This is a genomic window from Agathobaculum sp. TL06 (genome assembly GCF_054658635.1).
In genome coordinates this window covers 14,570-33,486 of the sequence record NZ_BAAGGY010000019.1, presented here as the reverse complement: position 1 = coordinate 33,486, position 18,917 = coordinate 14,570, and the positions used below count along the sequence as shown (strand labels likewise).

Annotated in this window: 21 protein-coding genes, 1 tRNA gene and 1 pseudogene; 15 read left to right on the top strand and 8 right to left on the bottom strand. The window is 57.7% G+C overall.

Features of this window, described 5'->3' with window-relative positions; translation table 11 throughout:
• Positions 1 to 63: 63 nt before the first annotated feature.
• Together ACYQ3S_RS11810 and pth are read left to right on the top strand one after the other, a co-directional pair.
• Positions 64 to 1,713: a DAK2 domain-containing protein gene (locus ACYQ3S_RS11810; protein WP_459689339.1), complete on the top strand. Its 1,650-nt coding sequence runs from the start codon at positions 64 to 66 to the stop codon at positions 1,711 to 1,713.
• A 52-nt stretch (positions 1,714 to 1,765) separates the two neighbouring features.
• The gene (gene pth, locus ACYQ3S_RS11805) at positions 1,766 to 2,404 is read left to right on the top strand and encodes an aminoacyl-tRNA hydrolase (RefSeq protein WP_459689337.1); all 639 of its coding nucleotides are present in this window, start codon (positions 1,766 to 1,768) and stop codon (positions 2,402 to 2,404) included.
• 36 nt (positions 2,405 to 2,440) lie between these two features.
• Here pth and ACYQ3S_RS11800 read toward each other — a convergent pair whose 3' ends face one another.
• From ACYQ3S_RS11800 to ACYQ3S_RS11790, 3 genes are all read right to left on the bottom strand, one after another.
• Positions 2,441 to 2,707 (bottom strand): barstar family protein, encoded by a 267-nt coding sequence (locus tag ACYQ3S_RS11800; protein WP_054327378.1) that lies wholly within the window; start codon positions 2,705 to 2,707, stop codon positions 2,441 to 2,443.
• 67 nt (positions 2,708 to 2,774) lie between these two features.
• Complete coding sequence (locus ACYQ3S_RS11795) at positions 2,775 to 2,918, bottom strand: hypothetical protein (RefSeq protein ID WP_459689335.1); 144 nt, start codon at positions 2,916 to 2,918, stop codon at positions 2,775 to 2,777.
• Positions 2,919 to 2,933: 15 nt separating this feature from the next.
• Positions 2,934 to 3,371: a hypothetical protein gene (locus ACYQ3S_RS11790; RefSeq protein ID WP_459689333.1), complete on the bottom strand. Its 438-nt coding sequence runs from the start codon at positions 3,369 to 3,371 to the stop codon at positions 2,934 to 2,936.
• Between the two features lie 185 nt (positions 3,372 to 3,556).
• Between ACYQ3S_RS11790 and ACYQ3S_RS11785 the strand changes: the two genes are divergently transcribed.
• The 5 genes from ACYQ3S_RS11785 (at position 3,557) to ACYQ3S_RS11765 (ending at position 10,086) form a co-directional block, all read left to right on the top strand.
• Positions 3,557 to 3,928, top strand: a complete 372-nt coding sequence (locus tag ACYQ3S_RS11785) for a BlaI/MecI/CopY family transcriptional regulator (protein WP_459689331.1) — start codon at positions 3,557 to 3,559, stop codon at positions 3,926 to 3,928.
• A gap of 18 nt (positions 3,929 to 3,946) precedes the next feature.
• Positions 3,947 to 8,383: a M56 family metallopeptidase gene (locus ACYQ3S_RS11780; RefSeq protein WP_459689329.1), complete on the top strand. Its 4,437-nt coding sequence runs from the start codon at positions 3,947 to 3,949 to the stop codon at positions 8,381 to 8,383.
• Positions 8,384 to 8,673: 290 nt separating this feature from the next.
• Positions 8,674 to 9,801 (top strand): sodium ion-translocating decarboxylase subunit beta, encoded by a 1,128-nt coding sequence (locus tag ACYQ3S_RS11775; RefSeq protein WP_459689328.1) that lies wholly within the window; start codon positions 8,674 to 8,676, stop codon positions 9,799 to 9,801.
• An 18-nt stretch (positions 9,802 to 9,819) separates the two neighbouring features.
• Positions 9,820 to 9,948 (top strand): hypothetical protein, encoded by a 129-nt coding sequence (locus tag ACYQ3S_RS11770; protein WP_459689326.1) that lies wholly within the window; start codon positions 9,820 to 9,822, stop codon positions 9,946 to 9,948.
• Between the two features lie 61 nt (positions 9,949 to 10,009).
• Positions 10,010 to 10,086: transfer RNA gene (locus ACYQ3S_RS11765), tRNA-Val, on the top strand.
• 66 nt (positions 10,087 to 10,152) lie between these two features.
• On the opposite strand, the gene ACYQ3S_RS11760 is transcribed toward ACYQ3S_RS11765, so the two are convergent.
• A complete protein-coding gene (locus ACYQ3S_RS11760) occupies positions 10,153 to 10,452 on the bottom strand; it encodes a helix-turn-helix domain-containing protein (protein ID WP_459689324.1) in 300 nt (99 codons plus the stop codon).
• Between the two features lie 115 nt (positions 10,453 to 10,567).
• Here ACYQ3S_RS11760 and ACYQ3S_RS11755 point away from each other — a divergent pair, with 115 nt between their 5' ends.
• On the top strand, positions 10,568 to 10,849 hold the full coding sequence (locus tag ACYQ3S_RS11755) for an AbrB/MazE/SpoVT family DNA-binding domain-containing protein (protein ID WP_459689323.1): 282 nt from the start codon (positions 10,568 to 10,570) through the stop codon (positions 10,847 to 10,849).
• Between the two features lie 33 nt (positions 10,850 to 10,882).
• On the opposite strand, the gene ACYQ3S_RS11750 is transcribed toward ACYQ3S_RS11755, so the two are convergent.
• The 3 genes from ACYQ3S_RS11750 to ACYQ3S_RS11740 form a co-directional block, all read right to left on the bottom strand.
• Positions 10,883 to 11,392 (bottom strand): CarD family transcriptional regulator, encoded by a 510-nt coding sequence (locus tag ACYQ3S_RS11750; RefSeq protein ID WP_459689321.1) that lies wholly within the window; start codon positions 11,390 to 11,392, stop codon positions 10,883 to 10,885.
• 126 nt (positions 11,393 to 11,518) lie between these two features.
• Positions 11,519 to 12,058 (bottom strand): GNAT family N-acetyltransferase, encoded by a 540-nt coding sequence (locus tag ACYQ3S_RS11745; RefSeq protein ID WP_107631488.1) that lies wholly within the window; start codon positions 12,056 to 12,058, stop codon positions 11,519 to 11,521.
• Between the two features lie 11 nt (positions 12,059 to 12,069).
• Positions 12,070 to 12,237 carry a hypothetical protein gene (locus ACYQ3S_RS11740; protein WP_162838363.1) on the bottom strand — a complete coding sequence of 56 codons (168 nt, stop codon included), beginning with the start codon at positions 12,235 to 12,237 and terminating at the stop codon, positions 12,070 to 12,072.
• A gap of 146 nt (positions 12,238 to 12,383) precedes the next feature.
• Here ACYQ3S_RS11740 and ACYQ3S_RS11735 point away from each other — a divergent pair, with 146 nt between their 5' ends.
• From ACYQ3S_RS11735 to ACYQ3S_RS11705, 7 genes and pseudogenes are all read left to right on the top strand, one after another.
• Entirely contained in the window at positions 12,384 to 12,698 is a 315-nt protein-coding gene (locus ACYQ3S_RS11735) for a hypothetical protein (protein ID WP_147573791.1), read from the top strand.
• A 237-nt stretch (positions 12,699 to 12,935) separates the two neighbouring features.
• Positions 12,936 to 14,060, top strand: coding sequence for a DUF6017 domain-containing protein (locus ACYQ3S_RS11730; protein WP_459689319.1), 1,125 nt, complete (start codon positions 12,936 to 12,938; stop codon positions 14,058 to 14,060).
• 15 nt (positions 14,061 to 14,075) lie between these two features.
• The gene (locus tag ACYQ3S_RS11725; RefSeq protein WP_459689317.1) at positions 14,076 to 14,288 is read left to right on the top strand and encodes a DUF5348 domain-containing protein; all 213 of its coding nucleotides are present in this window, start codon (positions 14,076 to 14,078) and stop codon (positions 14,286 to 14,288) included.
• Positions 14,289 to 14,331: 43 nt separating this feature from the next.
• Entirely contained in the window at positions 14,332 to 14,808 is a 477-nt protein-coding gene (locus tag ACYQ3S_RS11720) for a PcfB family protein (protein ID WP_459689315.1), read from the top strand.
• Positions 14,805 to 16,346: pseudogene (locus ACYQ3S_RS11715) on the top strand (VirD4-like conjugal transfer protein, CD1115 family); the annotation flags it as partial. The gene ACYQ3S_RS11720 and the pseudogene ACYQ3S_RS11715, both read left to right, overlap by 4 nt.
• A gap of 98 nt (positions 16,347 to 16,444) precedes the next feature.
• Positions 16,445 to 16,834 (top strand): TnpV protein, encoded by a 390-nt coding sequence (locus tag ACYQ3S_RS11710; protein WP_459689313.1) that lies wholly within the window; start codon positions 16,445 to 16,447, stop codon positions 16,832 to 16,834.
• Positions 16,831 to 17,094, top strand: a complete 264-nt coding sequence (locus ACYQ3S_RS11705) for a DUF6809 family protein (protein WP_459689311.1) — start codon at positions 16,831 to 16,833, stop codon at positions 17,092 to 17,094. The genes ACYQ3S_RS11710 and ACYQ3S_RS11705 overlap by 4 nt, the downstream gene beginning before the upstream one ends.
• A 64-nt stretch (positions 17,095 to 17,158) precedes the next feature.
• On the opposite strand, the gene ACYQ3S_RS11700 is transcribed toward ACYQ3S_RS11705, so the two are convergent.
• Positions 17,159 to 18,904: a UvrD-helicase domain-containing protein gene (locus ACYQ3S_RS11700; protein ID WP_459689310.1), complete on the bottom strand. Its 1,746-nt coding sequence runs from the start codon at positions 18,902 to 18,904 to the stop codon at positions 17,159 to 17,161.
• Positions 18,905 to 18,917: the final 13 nt, after the last annotated feature.

Below are 18,917 nucleotides of genomic sequence, written 5' to 3'. Positions count from 1 at the left end.
ATGCCGCCGCCGTTCGCGGCGCGCGGACGCGGCCTGAAAACAGAGATTAGGGAGAGTATGCATATGGCAGATCAGAAAATAGACGGCGCGCTTTTCAAATCCATGGTGATCGAGGGCGCGCTCGCCATTGCGGAAAACAAGGAGCGCGCCAATGAGCTGAACGTGTTCCCCGTGCCGGACGGCGATACAGGCACCAATATGTCCATGACCATGGCGTCCGCCATGACCGAGCTGGACAAACTGGAAGAGCCGACGCTGGCAAAGGCCGCGGACACGGCCGCCTCCGCGCTGCTGCGCGGCGCGCGCGGCAATTCGGGCGTTATCCTGTCGCTGCTGTTCCGCGGCATGGCGAAAAAGCTGCGCGAGGCGGAGCAGGCGGACGGGCGCGCGCTGGCGCTCGCGCTGCGCGAGGGCGTGGACACCGCCTACAAGGCGGTCATGAAGCCGGCCGAGGGGACGATCCTGACCGTGTCGCGCGTATCCGCCCAGCACGCGGTCGAGGCCTGTCAGGCCGATCCGGCGCTGCCCGCGGAGCAGGTGCTTTGCGCGGTGCTCGAACGCGGGCGGGAGGCGCTTGCGGAAACCGTACACCAGAACCCCGTGCTGGAAAAGGCGGGCGTGGTGGACGCGGGCGCGTTCGGCTTCCTGACCATCCTGGAGGGCATGCTGGACGGGCTGCGCGGCGTCCGCAAGGAGCGCGCGGCCGCACAGCCGGCGGCAAAGGCCGCCGCGGACTTTGCCGCCATTGCGGACGAGGAGATCACGTTCACCTACTGCACCGAGTTCATTGCCGCGCGCAAAGACAAGGCCCGCAATGTCGGCCGCCTGCGCGCGATCCTGAGCGATATCGGCGATTCGCTGGTCGTGGTGGAGGACGACGACATCGTTAAGGTGCATGTGCATACCGACCAGCCGAACAGGGCGCTGGAGGAGGGGCTGAAATTCGGCCCGCTGCTCACGGTCAAAATCGAGAACATGCGCGAGCAGCACACCGCCAAGGTGATCGAGGGTACGGCGGACGCGCCGGCCGAGCGCGTGATCGCCCCGCCGGAGAAAAAGTACGGCTTTGTCGCGGTCGCGGCGGGCGACGGCCTGAAAAATGTGTTCACCGACCTGGGCGTGGACATGGTCGTGCAGGGCGGCCAGACCATGAACCCCTCGACCGATGATATCGTGCGCGCGGTGGACGCGGTGCCGGCGGAAACCGTGTTCGTGCTGCCCAACAATAAAAACATCATCATGGCGGCGGAGCAGGCCGCGCACCTGGCGGAGGGCAAAAAGCTGGTGGTCGTGCCGACCCGAACCATCCCGCAGGGGATTTCCGCGATGCTCGCCGCCGACCTGGACAGCGAGCAGGACAGCGGCCTCGCGGCGGCGATGGCCGACGCGGCGGCGCAGGTGCGCAGCGGACAGGTGACCTACGCCGCGCGCGACAGCGAGTTCGACGGAAAGAAAATCAAACAGGGCGAGTACCTGTCCCTGTGCGAAGGCAGGCTGTGCGCAAGCGGCCGCGAAAGCGCGGTGCTCAAAAAGCTGGTGCGCGAGATGGTGACCGACGACAGCGCGTTCGCGACCGTGATCTACGGCGAGGGCGTCAGCGCGGAGCAGGCCGCCGAGGTGGAGGCGCTGCTGCGCCGCGAGAACAAGGATATGGAGATTTCGGTCATCGACGGCGGACAGCCGGTGTACTATTATATCCTGTCGGTAGAATAAAAAAACAGCAGACGCCTCCCGTCGGGGGAGGCGTTTTGTTTGGAGAGGGACCATGTCAGTATTCGATATTTTCAAAAAGCTGGACGAGCAGAAGGCCGCGCAGGCGGCGGGGCCGGTGGAATGGCTGGTCGTCGGCCTGGGCAACCCGGGCAGCAAATATGACAACACGCGGCATAACGCGGGCTTCCGCGCGCTCGAAGGCTGGTGCGCGCGCAGCGGACAGAGGATCGACCGCATGAAGTTCAAGGCGCTGGTGGGCGAGGCCGCGCTCGGCGGCAGCCGCGTGCTGCTGATGAAGCCGCAGACGTTCATGAACCTGTCCGGCGAGGCGGTGCGCGACGCGGCGGCGTTTTACAAAATACCGCCCGAACGCATCATCGTGCTGTCGGACGACGTATCGCTCGACGTGGGTACGCTGCGCGTGCGCGCGAAAGGCTCTGCGGGCGGGCAGAACGGGCTGAAGAACATCATCTACCACCTGGGCAGCGAGGATTTCCCGCGCGTCAAGATCGGCGTGGGCAAAAAGCCGCATCCGGATTACGACCTGGCGGCCTGGGTGCTGGGCAGGTTCACCGCGGACGAGCAGAAGGCCGTCGACAAGGCCTGCGCGGACGCGGTGGAGGCCGCGGCCTGCATCATTGCGGAGGGCTGCGCCGCCGCCGCGCAGAAATACAACGGCAGGCGACTGTGAAAACAGCGTCCGGACCTATTGGTCCGGACGCTGTTTTTATTCGGCCGAAAGCACGAACGACGGGTTCTCCGCCGCCGCGTCCGCCAGGACGCGCAGCAGCAGCTCGCCGTAGTTCCCCATGTTGTCAACCAGCTTTTCCGCGTGCCGCAGCGTCAGCCGCGCGGGCGGGCAGGCGGTCAGCAGGTCGTAAAGCGCATCCAGCGTGCGCCCGTAATCGGCCGGAAACCCGAACGCCTTTGCCAGCGCGTCATGCGCCTGCGCGCGCGTATACAGGGTCTCCGCGTCCAGTAGCAGCTCCCTCATCTTGTCCATTCCCCCAAATATGAAAAATGCAGGCCCGTTCCGGAAAAAGGGCCGTCCGGTTTCCGGCCTATTCCGCGCGCGGGCCGGAAACAATGATCTGCGTTGGGCCGTCCGCGCTGCCGATCACGCCGACCGAAACGGACTGCGCGCAGCCAGCCAGCAGCGCGGCCGTACCCAGCAGCGCCAGCAGGAGGCATACCGCCTTTTTCATCCCGCACCCCTCTTCCTATGTCGCGTTCGGATAAAACAGGATATACAGCTTGTGATAAAATTCCTGCCCGCGGCCCCCCTCGATGTCGCGCAGCTTGCCGTCCACAAACACAAAGCCGTCCGCGTTGACGCTGATCGAGCTGCCGTTTTCAAAGGTGACGGTCAGGCGGTTGGCGGTCAGCTTATCATCGCCGGGCTGGAAAAAATGCGGATAGGGCGTATAGGTGTAGCCGCCGAGCAGGTCGGTATAGGAAGCGATCTGTTTTTCATCCGTCACCACGGGGAGCGAGGTGTCGTTTTCGCTCAGCATGAGCGATGCCTGCACGCCCTTGCCCGCGATATCAGTAAAGGACTGGTGATAAAATTTGATGTACAGCATGCGCCCCGCGATGAACAGGAGAATGACCAGCAGGGTGCCGCAGAGCGCAAAGCCAAGCGCTGTCGATTTACGCATGATACTGCTCCTTGATCCGTAAAAATATGGCTTTTGTCCCTATCGGGACACTATTAGCATACCGTAAAACCGGAGGGCTGTCAATGTTCCAAACTGTAAACAAAGTATGACTTGACAGGATAATTCTACTGATGTAGAATGAAACTGGAAAAAGGTTTTACAACCGTAGAAAAAGAGGTGGAACCATGGACGAAATCAAACGCCTGCCGGATGCGGAGCTGGAGGTCATGCAAACGATCTGGGCGCTCCAGCCGCCGGTGACCGCGGCCGAGGTACAGCAGAACGCGCCCAAGGAGTGGAAAGCGACCAGCGTGCTGACCTTCCTCGCCCGACTGTGCGAAAAGGGCTTCCTGCGGTGCGAAAAGCAGGGGCGGCAGAACTATTATACGCCGCTCGTTCGGGAGGAGGCGTACCTCCAGCGGGAGAGCCGCAGCTTTGTGCAGCGCCTGTGCGGCGGCTCGGTGAAAAATCTGGTGGCGAGCCTGTCGGACGCGGGCGCGCTGACCGAGCGGGATATCGACGAGCTGCGCGCCTTTCTGGACGCGCAGGGGCGGTAAGGACAGGAGGGGTAGGATATGGCACAGAATGAATTGCTGCTGGGGCTGACGCAGGCCGGCCTGACGGTGTCGGCGGTTGCGCTCGCGCTGTTTTTGCTGCGCAGGACGCTGAAAAAACGCTATCCGGCGCGGGCGGTCTGCGTGATCTGGGCGCTGCTGGCGGTGCGGCTGCTCTTTCCGGTGCAGCTCACGCTGCCCGACCCGCCCATACAGCTCACGCCGCCCGAGAGGACGCTGTATGTCACATATCGGTGGAATACGGATGCGGCGGATGGCACATTGCAGGCGGGGCAGGCGCAAGCAGAACGCCCGCGTGGCACATGGATGACCAAAAATGAATTTGAAAGCAGGGCGGTCAATGTGAACGGACCGTGGATGAATGCTATTCATGTGGATAATGTCCTGCTGTTGTTCTGGCTGACCGGTGTGCTGTACAACGTGTTCTGGCAGACGCGGGGATACCGCCGCTATATCCGGCGCCTGAAAGAAACGTCCGCGGAGGTGCAGAGCGAGGCGCTGCGCGGTATTTTCGAGGAGCAGAAGCGCTCGCTCGGCATCCGCCGCGCCATTCCGCTGCGGGTGAGCGGCGCGGCGGACTGCCCGATGCTCGCGGGCTTTGCCGAGCCGGTGCTGTGGCTGCCGCGGGAGGACCTGCCCGCGCAGGACGCCATGTTTATCTTCCGGCACGAGCTGACGCATTACAAGCGCCGTGACCTGTGGCTCAAGCTGCTGCTGGTGGCGGCGCGGTCGGTACACTGGTTCAATCCGCTGGTGCGCCTGCTGACCCGCTTCGCGCAGGAGGATATCGAGCTGGCGTGCGACGACGCGGTGGTGCGCGGCATGGACGGGGGCCAGCGCCGCGCTTACGGGGAAACCATCCTGCGGTCCGCGCAGGCGCAGGTGCGGCGGCGGGCGCTGGTGTCGTGCTTCACGGGGGATAAGGAGACGCTCATGCGCCGCTTTGAAGGGCTGTTCGACAAGCGCGCAAAAAAGCGCGGCGCGGCGCTCATCGTGGCCGCGGCGGTGCTGGTCGCCTCGCTCGGCTGCGCGGTGTCGGTAGGGAATGCCGGCGATAGGGTGACCGAGGACGAGATAATGGCGGCCGCCAATGAATACGGGCAGGCGCTGCTTACAAACGATGGACACCGTGCGTATGAAGTTTTCTCGGAAAAAGTAAAAGCGTCAAGCGGCCTGGGCGAAGAAACGAACACAGAAAATATTCTGGACTCTGACAGTTCCGACCCGTGGGCAATTAATACATCTTGGTGGCCGATCATAAAATACGCATTGGTATTTGAGCAGGATACGCAAACCTGTCTGATGATCAGGGAAAGAGACAGCGCAGATGAACGGGGAGAACAGGCATATGGCATAACGCCAGGGACACCGGCCCGTGAAGCGGTTAGACTGCGGTTTGTCAGAGAAAACCAAAAGGTAGTCATAGATAACGTAGAAACACTATTGATGGTGGGGGATAATATAGACAGTCTGGACGACTTCCGGCTGCTGTACGAAAACGACCTCGGCCTGCCGGAAAACACTGGGACGGCATCGGACGACGCTGCGGAGCGGTGCAGGGAGATTTTGCGGCTGTCCGGCGGCAGCACGGAGATCGTCCGCCGCTGGGACGTGACCAACGACGGCAAAAACGACCTGACCGAGGTGCGGCACACCTTTGATGATGGCGAACAGCTCAGCATCATCATGGCGGCCGGCCAGCCGCAGGACTACACCTACGGCGACGGGGAAAACGCCCGCACCGCCGCCGACCTTGCGCAGCAATATGCGCGGGCGGTGTTTTATAAGTCCGTGTGGCCGCTGTATCCGGTGCTGTCCGAGGAGGAGCAGCAGGCGCTCGTGCGGCAGCAGCAGGATCTTGCCGCATCGTCTACGCCGGATATGGGAGAAATCTGGTATTCCAGATACGGCGGCTCGTCGCCCACGGTCACAGAGTATGCGCTGACGCCCGGCAACGCGGAGAATACCTGGGTGGCGGTGTTCCAGCTGCACGGCGGCGGCGCGATCGATTGCCGCTCCGCGATTGCGATTACCGCCGGTGAGGAAAACGGCCGCAGGGTCATTTCCGAAATGCAGCAGTGTGACGAATACCTGTCGTTCATACAGGAGCAGCTGGCAGGGCAGGACGCGGGCTATACCCAGAGCGAGCTCTTCCGCCTGTACTATGCTTCCGGCCTGCCGTGGCCGGCCATCCCTGAGGGCGCGGGGAACTTTAACGGCGCGTCGCTCGACACGCTGACGCGCGTGGGCGACGCGGTCGAGGCCGTGTTCGGCTACTTCGGTGAAAATGTCGAGCATGTCGAAGGCAATGTACACCGGATCACGCGCGAAAGCTGGTTCACGCAGGAGATCGTGTCCGAAAGCGGCGCGCAGGCGGTCGTGCGCCTGCACTTCGCAGACGGCAGCCCGTCCGTGGACGTGCGCATGGAGAAAACCGGCGCTTATTGGCTGCCGGTCGGGCTGGCGGAACCGCTGGACGGGGGCTTTGCCGCCACGGCGGGCGGGGTGAGCCTGCCCGTGGGCGAGACCACCGAGCAGGCGGTGCGCAACGCCGCGGGCAGCATCCCGCTGCTGCGGGCGGGCGACACCATCGAGCTTTTGTTCGACCCCGCGCCGGCTGGCGAGATCACGATTGCGGACGCGGTCGTCCGTGAGGACGGTGCGCGCCAGTACGACGAGCGGGTGACCGAAACGGACCGCTTTTCCTATAAGGGCGGCGCGGCCAGCATGTCGTACAGCTATCCCGTGAAACATATCACGGCGGAGGCGCTGTCCTCGACGCAGCCGGCTGATGTGTACCGCGGCGTCACCGTGTCCTACACGGCGGCGGACGGAACGGCGCATACCGCCGCGTTCGTATTCCGCATAGCGGACGGCGCGGCGGAAGCCAGCCGCACGATCGACTCCACCGCTTATGTGAACGACGTCTACGGCTACACCCTCACCCTGCCGGCGTGCTTTGTCGGGCAGGGGTATGTAACCGAGAAGGATGGCTGCGCCATGTTCGGCCTGAAAAACGCGTGGCCGGAAGCGACCTCCGACCCGTATGGGGCGGGTACGGTGATGATGCTTGCCGTAGAAGCGACAGACTACCTGCAATCCACCTTTGGCGAGGACTGGCCGGTACCCGGCAAGACGCTGGCCGAGCGCGACGGGCTGACCTATTACCTGACGTTTGCGTCCGACGTGCAGTATGATACGCAGGATAGGGACATCGCGGCCGCGTATCAGGAGATGGACCGCGCCGCGTGGGCGTTGGACGGCGGCTCGCTCACCATCCATGCGCCGGACGAAGCCCAGCGGCGGGCGCGCATGGAAACCTATCTGAACGGTGTGGCGTTTCTGGATGGGCTGGCACGCTATGCGCGGGATTACGACAGCACGGTCTGGACCGAGCGCGACACGGTCGGGATAGACGGCGGCAGCGCGACGGTGGCGTATGAGCTGTGGGACAGGCAGCACCGCCCATACTACGCGGTCGAGGTGCTGGAAGCCTCCGACGAGGGCGGCTATCACCTGACCCGACAGGAGTGGGTGCTGGATGAAACCACGCCGACCGATTCGCTCGAACGCTTCCTGCTGCGGTACGACAACAGCGGGCTGGGTCTGCCGGCGTTCAGCGAAGCGCGGGTGCGCGCCCTGCTGGCGAACGCTTCGCTCACCGCCCTGCGCGATCCGGCGCAGGCGATGGAATGGACGCTCGGCCTGTCGGGCGGCACGGCGGGAGACCGGCGCGTGCATCCAGTGTGGCAGGGCGAGAGCTGGGTCTATACCTTTGCGGACGGCGGCCAGGTGCGCGTCGGCATGAAGGCCGTGCGGCTGGGCGATACGGCGCAGCCTATCTACCTGCCGATTTGGTGGGATACAGATACGGAGGGCGGCTCGGGCTGGGAATTCGACCCGTACAGCTATATGATGCGCAAGGAAACAAACGACTTTTCCGGCTGCACCGTGGAGGAGCTGGCGTACTACCTTAGTCTGTCGGACGGCGCGTACACCGAGAACATCCTGTACGAGCTGGACCTGCAGTGGCGCTGGTCGCCGCAGGAGGTGGAAAACGCGGTTGCGGGCAACGATATCGCGCGCGCGGTCTGGGAACAGCATCGCGGCAGCCTTGAAGCGAGGTTCCCGCCGGATGAGATCGAGGCCGCGTACCAGGCCGTGCGCGATTACGCGGCGGCAAATGGGTTTGCGGTCGAAAACCTGCGCTATGATGCGGCCAGCGACCGGACGCAGTCGGAAGGCATCATGGAAGGCGGCGTGCTGCAGGATAACGTGCAGCAGGACGGCCTGACGATCGACAATGTGATTACCGTCATAGGCGACGCGCGCTTCGGCGAAGGCGCATGGCGCGATGAGGCCGACGGTTACTCGTTCACCCTGTACCGCGGCGCAGACGGCAAGTGGGTGCTGGAGGACGGCGCCTTTGGCTACTGACCCCGATAAACCTTAGCGAAACCTTTGCGGGTTTCCGCTTGACACCCCGGCGGGACCGATGGTAAGATATCCTTAAACAAAGGGGAGTAGTCGGCGCGGCATGCCGCGCGGCAGCGCCAACAAGCATGGCGGGATGTGCGATCCCGTTCTGGCTGTTGCCTGAAATGACCAGACCTGCGTTTTCCTGTGGGAAGACGCAGGTCTGTTTGTTTTTTGGAGGCATCCCAGGGTCCGGAAAACGGCGTCTGGAACGGAGATTCTGCCATATATTATGTATAGGGGGCGGTAATATGGAATTTTTGTATGAGGGTCTGCTTTCGATCACCTGGCAGCAGGTGGTGATGTACTGCGTCGGCGGGTTCCTGATCTGGCTGGCGATCGAGAAGCAGTATGAGCCGTCGCTGCTGCTGCCCATGGGCTTCGGCGCGATCCTGGTCAACCTGCCGCTTTCCGGCGTGATCGACCAGATGACGCAGGGCGTGGGCGAGACAAACGGCATCATCCAATGGCTGTTTGAAGCCGGTATCGAGGCGAGCGAGGCGTTCCCGCTGCTGCTGTTCATCGGCATCGGTGCGATGATCGACTTCGGCCCGCTGCTGGCAAACCCCAAGCTGTTCCTGTTCGGCGCGGCGGCGCAGGTCGGCATTTTCCTGACCATCATCGCGGCCGCGCTGCTGGGCTTCGACATCATCGACGCGGCCTCCATTGGTATCATCGGCGCGGCGGACGGGCCGACCTCGATCCTGGTGTCGCAGGTGCTCGGCTCGCGCTATGTCGGCGCGATCGCGGTTGCGGCGTACAGCTATATGGCGCTGGTGCCGATCATCCAGCCGTTTGCGATCAAGCTGGTGACGACAAAAAAGGACCGCGCGATGAAAATGCCTTACGCAGCCGGTCAGGTCAGCCGCCGCACGCGCATCCTGTTCCCAATCGTGGTGTCGATCGTCGCCGGACTGGTCGCGCCCGCGTCCGTGTCGCTGGTGGGCTTTTTGATGTTCGGCAACCTGATCCGCGAGTGCGGCGTGCTGGAGAGCCTGTCCAAAACCGCGCAGCATGAGCTGGCCAACCTGATTACCCTGCTGCTGGGCATCACAATCTCGTTTTCCATGCGCGCGGCGCAGTTTGTGACAAAGGAAACGCTGCTCATCCTGTGCCTGGGGCTGATCGCGTTCGTGCTGGATTCGATCGGCGGCGTGCTGTTTGCCAAGGTGCTCAACCTGTTCTGCAAAAACAAGGTCAACCCCATGATTGGCGCGGCGGGCATATCGGCCTTCCCCATGTCCGCGCGCGTGATCGAAAAGCTCGGCATGCAGGCCGACTGCACCAACCACCTGCTGATGCACGCGGTGGGCGCGAACGTCGCAGGGCAGATCGCCTCGGTTGTGGCCGGCGGCGTGATCCTTGGATTTTTCATGTGAGAAAGGGGCGCGTAAAGGATGAATGAGGCTGTATGGACGGCGGTTGTCCTGCTCGGGCAGGGCATGGCGGGCATTTTTACCGTGCTGATCGTGATTGCCCTGATCGTGGCGCTGATGGGGCGGCTGGATAAAAACAATAAAACTTGACCGCAGAAAGGCTTGCAAACCCCGTTCGGTTCTGGTATAATAATCAGGCAGCCAGAGGAATGGGGTTGTAGCTCAGCTGGTCAGAGCGTTCGCCTCACACGCGAGAGGTCGTGGGTTCGAGCCCCGCCAACCCCACCAGTGAAAAACCGTCACGAAAGTGACGGTTTTTTTCGTTCTCTGAGGACGGAGAACCGCGTCCCGCGTTCATTCGGGACGCTGGTTTTTGCGCCGGAGGTGCGTGACGAGCCGGTGGACCAGGGCGATATCATCGCCCGTCAGGCCGTCGATGGAGATGGTCTGCGTTTGCGGCACACAGAGAATAAAATCGGTCGACACCCCAAAAAGCTGCGCCAGTTCGACGATATACTGTGTGCTGGGGACGCTGATGCCCATTTCCCAGGCGTTCACGCTGGAGCGCGTGATATCCAGGCGGCTCGCAAGCTCGGCTTGCGACAGGCCGAAATTTTCACGCAGCGTCTTGATGCGTTCGGCTGTTGCTATCATTTTCATCACCCTTTTAGTATAGGGTAATGTAATCGAATTGATACTGCATTATCAAAAAGATGTTTATAATTGACAGATAAAACCGCAGGCGGTATACTGATACTGGGTGATAAATATGAAAGCCACGGGGATTGTGAGAAAAGTGGACAATCTGGGGCGGATCGTACTGCCGATGGAGCTGCGCCGGACCATGGATATCGCGCGCGACGACCTGCTGCAGATCAGCGTGGAGGGCGGCGAGATCCGCCTGACCAAATTCCAGCCGGCATGCTTGTTCTGCGGCGAGTCGCTGGAGGTCGTCGATTTCAGGGGCAAACGGGTGTGCAGAGGGTGCATCCGCAAGCTCCAAAAAAGCCTGAAAGTGAACAAACGCCGTCCTGTTCGGTGGCGGCGCTGAAAAAACCCTGCCGCGGCTGCGGCAGGGTTTCTGTTATGCGTGAACGCATGTCTTGTGCGATGCGATTGAGCGGGCGATATAGGGCTGCACCTCCTTGAGCGGGATACCGAGAGCGACCGCCAGTTCGCTATGCAGCAGATCTTCCGCGCGCTTGCGGTAGCGCTGGTCGATCTGGCTGACGCGCCGGCCGTTGCGCCGGGATTTGGCGTACACCGTCTTAATCAGCTGCACCAGCTCATGACAGTCGTGGCTCTGCAGCGCGGCCTGGTAGTGCTCGCTCGCCAGCCGGAGGCTGTGGGTGGTGAAGCTATCCTCCTCAATAGCGGGGATGGATTCGATCAGCGCTTCGGCCTGCTCCCTGGAAATGACCGGACGCATGAACACCGGGGAATCGACCGGTATATAGATGGTTTCCGTGCCGTATACGGGCGTGAGGGTGTAGTAAAGGCGGCCCTCGTCCTTGGCGAAAGCAGGCTGTCCCACCGCGGTCACCTCACAGACGCTGCTGGTCCCGTAAACGATGAATTCGCCCGTGTGATACATTTTATTCCTCCTCGCAAATATGGCCGATGCGGAAGCGTTCCGCACTTCTGCGTTATAAAACTCGGCTGTTCTATATAAGATTATAGCATATTTTGTGGGGAAATGTAAGCGAAAATTATTTTTTGTTCACAGGCCGGCCCGTGCGGCCGCTTCGTGCGTCAGGTAAAAGTGCAGGTGGTCCTTGATCTCGCCGTTATAGAGCAGCTCCGCGCGGTGCAGCGTCCCCTCGTATGCAAAGCCGCATTTTTCCAGCACGCGGCGGGAGGCTGGGTTGTCCGGATAGCAGGTGGCCGAGATCAGGTCGAGCGCCATCTGCTCAAAGCCGAAGCGGAGGACCGCCCGCACCGCCTCGGTCATATAGCCCTGCCCCCAATAATCCACACCGAGCGCGTAGCCGAGCGAGCGGGCCGAGCCGTACTGCCGCGCGGAGTCTGCAATCAGGCCCACCGAACCCATCAGGCGGCGGTCGCCCCTGCGTTCGACCGCCCACACGCTCGGCTGGTCAAGAAAGACAAGGTGCAGGATGTCGCTCGATTCCAGCAGGCTTTCGTGCGGCTTCCAGCCCGCATTCCGGCCGACCGGCTCGTCTTTGGAATAGGCGTAGAGGGCCTCGGTATCGTCCTCACGGAAGGGGCGCAGCGTCAGACGTTCGGTGATCAGCTCCATAAAAACTCTCCTCAGGTTTCATCGGTATCCAGATGGTCAAGCGCGTATTGGCAGCATTGGGTGACGAGCTGGTTGAGGGACACGTCCTTCTGCTGCGCGACCGATTCCAGCTCCTGCACCAGCTCGCGCGGCATGCGAAAGGTTTTGTTGACATATTCCGTCTTTTTGACTTGAAACATTTTTTCACCGCCTTACTCCCTTACTCCATATTATAAGTGCAATGAAGCGGTGAATATACGCGCGCATTTTACATGATCATTTATCTTGCAAAATATCTTGTAAAAATAATTGCAGCATGCTATACTGAAAAAAAGGAGGGGCGCGGATGAACGGCGAAAAGCGGCGTACGCCATGCGGCGGAGCGTTAAGGAGGATACTGGCGGCGGCGCTGCTGGCGGTTTTTGCGTTTTTTGCGGGCCGCTCCTGCGAGCGGGACCATCTTTCCCCAGAGCAGGGCGCGGGCATGCGGGTCACCCTGACCCTGTATGACGGGGCAGGGCGTCCGGTCTGCCGCGCAGACCGCGTGGTGAGGCAGGACGGGCGGCAGGGCCGGTGGGAGTGCCGGGGCAGCATCGCGCCGGAGGAGCGGGACGGCTCGTATGTGCTGACGGTGCAGGAGGAAACGGGCGAAAAACGGTAGGATAAAGAAAACGGCTGCGAAAAGAGCGTTGCCATAAGAAAACATAAAAAAACCCAGTAAAATCAATGTTTTTAGGGCAGCGGAAAACGGGGCGTGTCAAAACAACTGAATAATCAGACAGAAACAGGGTGTTGCCAAGCATGACAGCGCCCTTTTCTGTTCCCCGGCCAAGCCGCAGATTTTGAAAAAGTCTGCGGCTTTTCTTTTTGCCCAAAAGCGGAAAGGAGGCGACGGCCTATGTACTTTACTTCCGGCAGCGACCGGGCCTTTGAACAGCTCATGCAGGAGAGGCCGGGCGCAGACCACTTTGACAACGGCGAGGCCGGAGCGCCGGAGGATTGCGGCACCTGCCGCTTTTACCGCCCGCACTGGAAATATCAGTTTTGCGTCTATGAGGAATGTCCCTACCAGCCGGGCAAGCTCACCGCCCTTGACGGCGCGGTGAAATTCCAAGTGAAAGGAGTTGACGACGAAATGGCAGTTTTTCGCGTGGAGAAAAACCGGGGCTACACGGTTATGTCCAACCACCACCTGCGGAACAAAGACCTATCCCTAAAGGCCAAGGGCCTGCTTTCGCAAATGCTGTCCTTGCCGGAGGATTGGGACTTTACCCTGAAAGGCTTATCGCTTATCAACCGGGAGCAGATCGACGCTATCCGGGCGGCTGTCCGGGAACTGGAACAGGCCGGATATATCGTCCGTTCCCGTGAGCGTGACGGGCAGGGGCGGCTTCGCGGCGCGGACTATCTCATTTACGAACAGCCCCAGCCAGCGCCGGATTCACCTACGTTGGAAAATCCAATGTTGGAAAAACCAACACAGGAAAAACCTACGCAGGGAAATCCAACGCAATTAAATAAAGATATATCAAATACAGAAAAATCAACAACAGATGGATTAAATACCGATTCCATTCCTATCCTTTCCCCTCCCTCTCCTTTGGCAGACGGGGCGGCAGGGCCGCCGAAACGGAATGGAAAGGAAGCGGCGACACAGAGCGCCATAGAGATTTATCGGGAAATCATTATGGACAATATCGAGTATTTCCATCTGGTGCAGAATACCCGGACTGACCGGGAGCTGTTGGACGAGATCGTGGACTTGCTTGTGGAAACCGTATGCAGCGCCAGAAAGACCATCCGTATCGCGGGGGACGATTACCCCGCCGAGTTAGTAAAGGCCAAGCTGATGAAGCTGGACAGCTCTCACATTGAGTTTGTCATTGACTGCCTGCGGAAGAACACCACGGAAATCCGCAACATCAAGAAATACCTGCTGGCGTCGCTGTTCAATGCGCCAAGCACCATCAACGGTTATTACACGGCGCTGGTGGCCCACGATATGAACACCGGCAAAATCTGAAAGGAGGACGGCCCTATGAAACAGGGTGCATTGATATTTGACGAGCAGACAGACCGCTACGACATCCGTTTTGATCTGGCGGACTACTACGGCGGCCTGCACTGTGGAGAAACCTTTGACGTGATGGTGGGCGGCAAATGGAGGCCGACCCGCATGGAAATGGCGGAGAAATGGTATCTGGTAGGCATACGCGCCGACGACCTCTCCGGCCTGCGGGTGCGGATTTAAGCCGTGCCGCCTGCCTGCTTGACTTCCAAAGGAGGGATGGCAGTTGCAGGAAGAAGTCGATCAGAAAACCATAGCGTTAGCAATCAAGACCGGCAAGCTCACCGGCCAAGTGCTGCAAGCGGCCCTAAAGAAGTATCTGGAAGCCCGGAAAAAGGGCAAGGCCAAACTGCCCCACGGCCAACAGAGCTTGCGGAAGCTCAAACGGGACGGCTCCGCGCTGTCCAATATCGAAATCACCGAGGCCAACATCGGCCTGTTTAAGCCCTACGCCAAGAAATACGACCTTGATTTTAGCCTGCGGAAAGACAGTACCACCCATCCGCCCCGCTATATCGTGATTTTCAAATCTAAGCAGGCGGACAATCTGGAACAGGCGTTCAAGGAGTTTACCGCCAAGAAGTTGAGCCGGGAGGAACGGCCCTCTATCCGAAAGACCCTCTCCGCCATGAAACAAAAGGCTGCGGCCAAGAACCAGCAACGGGCCAAGGAGAACGTCAAGGAAAGGGGGCTGTCGCTTTGAAGCCAGAAGTAAAAAAACTGATAATCGCAAACCTGCCCTATCTTCTGTTTGTCTATCTGTTCGGCAAGCTGGGGCAGGCATACCGGCTGGCGGCCGGGGCGGATATTTCGGAAAAGCTGCTGCACTTCCTCGACGGGTTTTCGGCGGCTTTTGAGAGCGCCGCCCCCAGCTTCCACGGCTTTGACCTGTTGATCGGCGTGACCGGCGCGGCGCTGCTGCGGCTGATGGTGTACCTGAAAGGCAAAAACGCCAAGAAATACCGCAAAGGAGTGGAATACGGCAGCGCACGATGGGGCGGCCCCAAAGATATAGCCCCGTACATCGACCCCGTGTTTGATAACAATATCCTCCTGACACAGACGGAACGCCTCACCATGAACAACCGGCCCAAAGACCCCAAGACAGCCAGAAACAAAAATGTGCTGGTGATTGGCGGCTCCGGCAGCGGCAAGACGAGATTTTTTGTGAAACCCAACCTCATGCAGTGCGTGTCCAAGGACTATCCGACCTCTTTTGTTATCACTGACCCCAAAGGGGGCCTGATCGGGGAGGTAGGCCAGCTCCTTGTGCGAAGCGGCTACCGGGTGAAAGTGCTGAATACCATCAACTTCTCCAAGAGTATGCGGTATAACCCGTTCCGCTACATTCATTCCGAGAAAGACATCCTAAAGCTGGTAAACACGCTGATCTGTAACACCAAGGGGGAGGGCGAAAAGAGCGCCGAGGATTTTTGGGTGAAGTCGGAACGGCTTTTGTACTCCGCCCTCATTGGCTATATCTGGTACGAAGCGCCGGACGATGAAATGAATTTCACGACGCTGCTTGAAATGATAAATGCGTCGGAGGCCCGCGAGGACGACCCGGAATTTCAATCGCCGGTTGACCTGATGTTTGAACGGCTGGAAGAAAAAGACCCCGACCATTTTGCGGTGCGCCAGTACAAGAAATTCCTGTTATCCGCAGGCAAGACCCGTTCCTCGATTTTGATTAGCTGCGGGGCCAGATTAGCGCCCTTTGACATCCGGGAAGTGCGGGAGCTGATGGAGGACGACGAGCTGGGGCTTGACACCATCGGGGATGAAAAGACGGCCCTGTTCCTCATTATGAGCGACACGGACACGACCTTTAATTTCATTCTGGCTATGGTGCAGAGCCAGCTTATCAACCTCCTGTGTGACCGGGCGGATGATAAATACGGCGGGCGGCTGCCCGTCCATGTACGGCTGATTTTAGACGAGTTCGCCAACATCGGCCAGATACCAAATTTTGACAAGCTGATTGCCACCATCCGAAGCCGGGAAATCTCGGCTTCTATCATTTTGCAAAGCCAATCGCAGCTAAAAGCCATTTACAAGGACGCGGCGGAAATCATTTCCGACAACTGCGATTGTACGCTTTTCCTTAGTGGCAGGGGCAAGAACGCCAAGGAGATCGCGGATGTGCTGGGGAAAGAAACCATAGACAGCTACAACCAAAGCGAGAACCGGGGCGCGCAGACCTCCCACGGACTGAATTACCAGAAGTTAGGAAAGGATATGCCATACTTGTTGATGAGGAGTTCAGCTGCCTTGAATTTGACATGAACAGGGACACGATCAGCTGGATTCGGAGAAAAATCGAATACAGGAGGTCGCTTATGGAACACTTACCGAAGAAAACCATTGAAAACGGCATCGGCTATACGCTGGTCGGTGATTATTACATCCCAGACTTACAGCTGCCGGAGGAAAGCCGACCCATTGGAATTTGGGGCCGTATGCACAAAGCCTATCTGGAGCTATACCACCCAGCCCGGTATAACGACCTGATTTTGACAGGCAAACTATGGACATATCTGGCAGATCTGAATGAGCAGGCACAGAACCGGCTGGATTATATCATTGCCCAGATAAAAGAAGCCGAAGGAATCACGGAGGAACTGAAAGCTCATGATCAGATGGCATGGGTCAGGGCAATGAACAGCATCCGCAGCCGTGCAGAGGAAATCATCCTCCGAGAGCTGATCTATCAGGAGGATGCTGTATGAGGATTTTAGAAGAATTCTGGTACGGTAATATTGAGCCGCCAGAATACGATACAATCGCCTGCAAGGAATACAAAGAAGTACTCCGGTTGATTACCAGGAACGAGGAAAAACTTCTCGCTACCATGACAGATGAGCAGAAGGAATTGTTCTCCCGGTACACAGATGCTGTTCAGGAATATCGGACTATGGCAGAGTGCCTGCTGTTCCAGAGCAGCTTTAAGTTGGGCGCCAGGATGATGGTTGAAGTAATGGAAGAATAATTGAACATAAACGGTAGCGCCCATCGGTCGTCAGAAATGATCGATGGGCGCTATTTCGTGTTGATTATTTTAAATTTGTTTCAAGATATTGGCTATAGGTATAGATATTATCAGTTCCAACCAGTTTAGTAAGAAAAGCTCTGAACACTGCATCTATTGGAACCGACACAAAGAAAAACAATCTTTTTTTTGGCCTTGAGCAACAAACATAAAATAGGTTTCTGTTTCTTTCATAAGAAGCTTGCTTTCCTTCGGGAACATTAGAGTGTCCTGTTATCATCGGTGCATAGGTTTCAAACTGATATAGATTCCAACCTTTGCTGATAACAAAGACAACATTATCATATTCTTCGCCTTTAACGCCATGTTCAGTGGAAAACATAGCATCAGGAAACAAAAAATCGATTGCTGCGGTAAATTGCAGGTAGTCCAATTCCAAAAATGACTGAATTGAAGCATTAGAAGCATACACTGTGTCTGGCGCTTTCTGATATAGATGATACCATCCATCCAATTTGGGGGGAATAGGAATCAATTTGGTCCGCTTGATTAACTCAAATACATCAATTGCTCTTTTGGTGCGAGCATCTTCCAACTGCTGCTGTAGCTCTTTCCACTTGGCTTTTTCGGATTTTTTCTTAATGGGAAAGTGTTTCATTCCGAGTGTATCAAAAAGCAACTGCATATTTGAATCTTTAAGTGCTTTATAGATTGGCTCAACAGTATCCATAAAAAACAGCAGGAACGGATCTTCTTTATCTCTCAGACCGTCAGCTAAAATTTCTAAAAGTTGTTCGTACCCTTGCTGCGTAGCGAGTACCTTATGCGTTATCATTAGAACTTTTAGATCATCATCTTCGGATGATTCACTCTTGATCTTCTCTGTGACATTACTTAGACGATTCTTTAATTCCTCCGCAGGTAATTCGCCTTTTAGATTACGTTCTGTCCGGCGAGGGCCAGTGTAATCGTCACAGGTAATTACAATCACTTCTCCGTCAAAATCATCTATTGCAGATGTTTGGGGTAAGTCAGGCCGCAAATCATTTAGAAGCCGAACAATCCGTGGTGCAGATCTGAAATTTGAGCCTTTCTTGATAATTGCGAGGTTCTCATTTTCAATTAGACCACAAGCCTTGTTGGATTGATAAATGGTTTGCCAGGCATCACCAAAAAAACCGAATTGAGGGCCTTTTTTCTCTGCGATAAAGAAGTTAATAAAGCGATCAATGATCGGTTTATAGGAATCTTGATACTCATCAATTAAAATCAAAGGATACTTGTCTGCGAATACACGCCGGAATTTTGCATTATCTAAAAGCCGACAAAAGAGCTTTAGAACGTCATCGTGGTATAAATATTGAGTTCCATTTTCCTTGTAACGATGCCCCAAGGTATATGTAACTTCTGTGACCTTGAAAAAATCTCCTTCATCTGGCAAGAAGTCAGGATCGCTTGTGACAATATCAATGAGAAAGCTTTGATACTGTTTGATAGCGTTCCATGCAAAGGAGTGGATTGTCGATGGAAGAATAAATGAATCTTTTGATAGTCGTTCAGCAATCACATCCACCGCAGCATTAGTATATGTGATGCAAACTACAGTTTGTTTCTTTCGGCGATACTCCGTCCACTTATTTGCCTGAATCCATTCAATGGCTTTGTTCAGCGAATATGTCTTGCCTGAGCCTGCACCAGCCTCCACACGAAAGCTAATCCCATTCTGAAGTGCTGAAATGATTTGTTCATCTACTTTATCGGCTTCAGCTTTTGCGAGGTCGTAGTTTGTCCTTTTGTATTCTTCACTCACGAACTTACACCTC